Genomic DNA, 3231 nt, shown 5'->3' with positions numbered 1-3231 from the left:
CATGCCTCTCTGACGGACGCGGGATCCCCCTGCGCCGCAATGCTGGAGGGGCAATATGCTCGACTTCTATTTTTCGTATCGTGGGGTACTCAAGCGCCTGCGTAGCGGTGCGCTCGGCGGCGAGATGGATCGCCTCGCGGAGCATTTTTTCACGCTTGGTTATAAGCGAGCGTCCGCCAAGATTTACCTGAGCCGGATTGCGCGCTTTAGCCAGTTTGCCGCGACGCGCTGTGGTCCGATGCCGATCCATCAGGATGTCGTCGATAGCTATTTGTCCACGTTTACGACGGATTCTCCACGCATTGGAGCAGTGTCGGCGCTGGGACACGCACTGCGAGTGGCTCCGGAGCGATTCATTGCTTCCGTTCCCAGTGTAGATGCTGACCCGGATAATCCGCTTCTGGCCTCCTTTTCGGACTATCTGCGCAGGGTGCGGGGCCTGGAGCCGAAGACCCGCGAAGGCGTTCTTCTGGGCGGTCGCCGCTTTTTGGATTGGTTCCGCCATCACCATCCCGGCCAGGACCTCGAGGCGTTGGCGGCTGAGCACGTCCTCGCTGCTGTCGAGCATCGGCTGTCACTATCGGCGACCTCCAGCAGCCGCACGGCAGCGACTTCTCACATCCGAACATTTCTTCGGTTTTTGTATTGGGCTGGCCACCATCGCCAAGATCTCGCCCGCGTTGTCCCAAGGACGCCCTCTTGGCGTTTGGCACATTTGCCGCCGCGCCTTGCATGGGATGACGTTCGGCAGGCGATCGATGCGATCGGCGCAACGACGCCGGTCGACATCCGCGATCGAGCCGTCTTGCTGCTGCTCGCCACCACCGGCATTCGCAACGGCGAGTTACGCGCCATTCGGCTGAAGGATATCCACTGGCGTACTGGCGAGGTTTTTGTCCGGCGCACCAAGGGCAAGCGTGATCGGGTGGTACCACTCCTCGAGGAGACCGGCGCCGCACTCGCCGATTACATCCTGCGCGCTCGACCGAAGGTGGATAGTCCGTATCTGTTCCTGTCCTTCGCGCCGCCGCTGGGGCCGTTCAAGTGCGCGTCGCCTGTTTCGAGGATCGTGCGGAAGCGGTTGCGGCATGGCGGGGTCGAACTCGGGCGGGTCGCAGGTGCGCATCTCCTGCGCCACAGCCTTGCCACCCAGCTCGTCAGGCAGCGAAGGCCAATCAACGAGGTCGCCGATCTTCTTGGCCACCGGAGCATCAACACAACGGCGCTGTACGTGAAGGTTGCGGCCTCGCAACTCGCCGAGGTCGCACTCCCCTTTCCGGGAGGCGCGGCATGACCGCGTTTACCCGATTCCTCGGCGAGAAGGCCGAGCGTTACATCGAACTGCGCCACTCGCTCGGCTACTCTTTCAGCAAACAAGCTGGCACGTTGCGGGCTTTCGTCCGCTACGTTGAACGCGCTCAGTTCGATGCGCCCGCCACCCGGACGATGGCGCTGGACTTCGTCCTGTCGTTCGGCGGCGCCGCCAACAGCCGCACCACTCGTCACGGCGTGCTCCGCCGATTCTACGAGTATCTCGCCGTCTATGACGCCCAAACGGAGACCTTGGAGCGTAGAGTCTTTCCCAGATCCAGGGCGATTCCGCCGCCGCGGATCCTCAGCGAGTCAGAGTTGGCGTCGCTCATCGACGCATGTGCGCGCATTTCGCCAGGCATCCCTCTCAGGGGGCGGACGATGGCAACGCTGATCGGATTGTTAGCAAGCTCGGGACTGCGATCTGGCGAAGTGGTCAGGCTTGATCGTTCCGACGTCGATCTGACCAGCGGGGTTCTTCTGGTTCGGAAGACGAAGTTCCGCAAGGACCGTCTCGTTCCAGTTCACACGACGACCCAGGCTGCCCTTCGCCATTACGCCCGTGAGCGTGACGCCGCTTTTCCCACGCCCAAGGACCAGGGCTTCTTCCTCAGCTCTCGTGGCAACCGCCTCTCAGCGACCGGCCTGCAAAACGGTTTTGCCGAGGTCCGCAAGCTCGCCGGCCTTGATGGCGGTAAGCCCTTAAGGCCGCACGATCTCAGGCACCGGTTCGCCGTGACCCGCCTCAGCTTCTGGCACCAACAGCGCGCAGACGTTCAGGCGCTGCTCCCGTTGCTCGCCACATATCTCGGCCACGCCAGCTACAGCGATACCGCTTACTACCTCACTGGTTCGACGGATCTTCTCGCCATTGCGGCGGACCGCGCTTTCCTCGATGGAGGTGCAGCATGAGCGAACATCTTCTCCTGGCGCCGCTCCTGGAATCCTACTTTCGCCGGCGCTTGACCAAGCAGCGCAACGCCACTCCCGCGACTGTCGCGAGCTATCGCGACGCCTTGCGCATGCTGATCCTCTTTGCCGCCGCCAGGTTGCGGAAGAGGCCGGCGGCGTTGGTGCTCGAAGATCTCGATCGAGACCTCGTTCTCGCCTTTCTCGACGAACTCGAGGAGAAGCGGAACAACACCGTCGCCACGCGCAATGCCCGACTAGCTGCGATACGATCTTTCTTCCACCATGTGGCAGCGGCCGACCCGGCGTCCTTTGGTGTCGCGCAACGCGTGCTGACGATTCCCACAAAACGGGCGCACATTGAGGTGACGCGCCACCTCACCAACGCAGAAGTGGACGCAATCATTGCGGCGCCCGATCAGAGGACGCCCCGTGGTCGGCGCGACCGCGCGTTTCTGCTGTTCCTGGCGCGGACCGGCGCGCGGGTCTCCGAAGCCATTGGTGTCAATGCTGACGACCTTCAGTTGGAACGCCCGCGTTCGCAGGTGCTGTTGCACGGTAAGGGGCGCAGAGATCGCGTCATCCCCGTTTCTCAGGATTTGGCGAGAGCGCTGGCGGCCTTGTTGCGCGAACGCGGAATCGCCAACCTCGAACCACGACCGATCTTTGTCGGCGCCCACAATGAGCGCCTGACGCGCTTCGGGGCGACCCACATCGTACGACGAGCGGCGGCCAAGGCAGTGGCCATTAGGCCGGACTTGGCCGAAAAGCCCATATCGCCACACATCTTCCGGCACTCCCTCGCCATGAAGCTTCTCCAGTCCGGCGTGGATCTTTTGACGATTCAAGCCTGGCTCGGGCACGCACAGGTCGCCACCACCCACCGCTATGCCGCCGCGGATGTCGAGATGATGCGCAACGGAATCGAAAAGGCGGGCATCGAGGGCAATTACGGGGCGCGCTTCCGGCCCACCGATGCCGTTCTGCAACTGCTGAACAGCATCTAAGCTA

Annotated in this window: 3 protein-coding genes; all 3 read left to right on the top strand. The window is 62.8% G+C overall.

Going from position 1 to position 3231, the window contains the following annotated elements:
* Positions 1 to 55 precede the first annotated feature (55 nt).
* Genes LB568_RS33325 through LB568_RS33315 form a run of 3 tightly spaced genes read left to right on the top strand, consistent with a single transcriptional unit; the run spans position 56 to position 3227 of the window.
* Complete coding sequence (locus LB568_RS33325; protein ID WP_084016273.1) at positions 56 to 1294, top strand: site-specific integrase; 1239 nt, start codon at positions 56 to 58, stop codon at positions 1292 to 1294.
* Positions 1291 to 2223 carry a tyrosine-type recombinase/integrase gene (locus LB568_RS33320; RefSeq protein ID WP_064995509.1) on the top strand — a complete coding sequence of 311 codons (933 nt, stop codon included), beginning with the start codon at positions 1291 to 1293 and terminating at the stop codon, positions 2221 to 2223. The genes LB568_RS33325 and LB568_RS33320 overlap by 4 nt, the downstream gene beginning before the upstream one ends.
* Positions 2220 to 3227 (top strand): tyrosine-type recombinase/integrase, encoded by a 1008-nt coding sequence (locus LB568_RS33315; protein WP_064995508.1) that lies wholly within the window; start codon positions 2220 to 2222, stop codon positions 3225 to 3227. The genes LB568_RS33320 and LB568_RS33315 overlap by 4 nt, the downstream gene beginning before the upstream one ends.
* The last annotated feature ends 4 nt before the right edge of the window (positions 3228 to 3231 follow it).

This window comes from Mesorhizobium sp. B263B2A (genome assembly GCF_020165775.1).
GTDB lineage: Bacteria > Pseudomonadota > Alphaproteobacteria > Rhizobiales > Rhizobiaceae > Mesorhizobium > Mesorhizobium opportunistum.
Note: the sequence above shows the minus strand (reverse complement) of the source record. Positions and strands in the feature narration are given on the sequence as shown.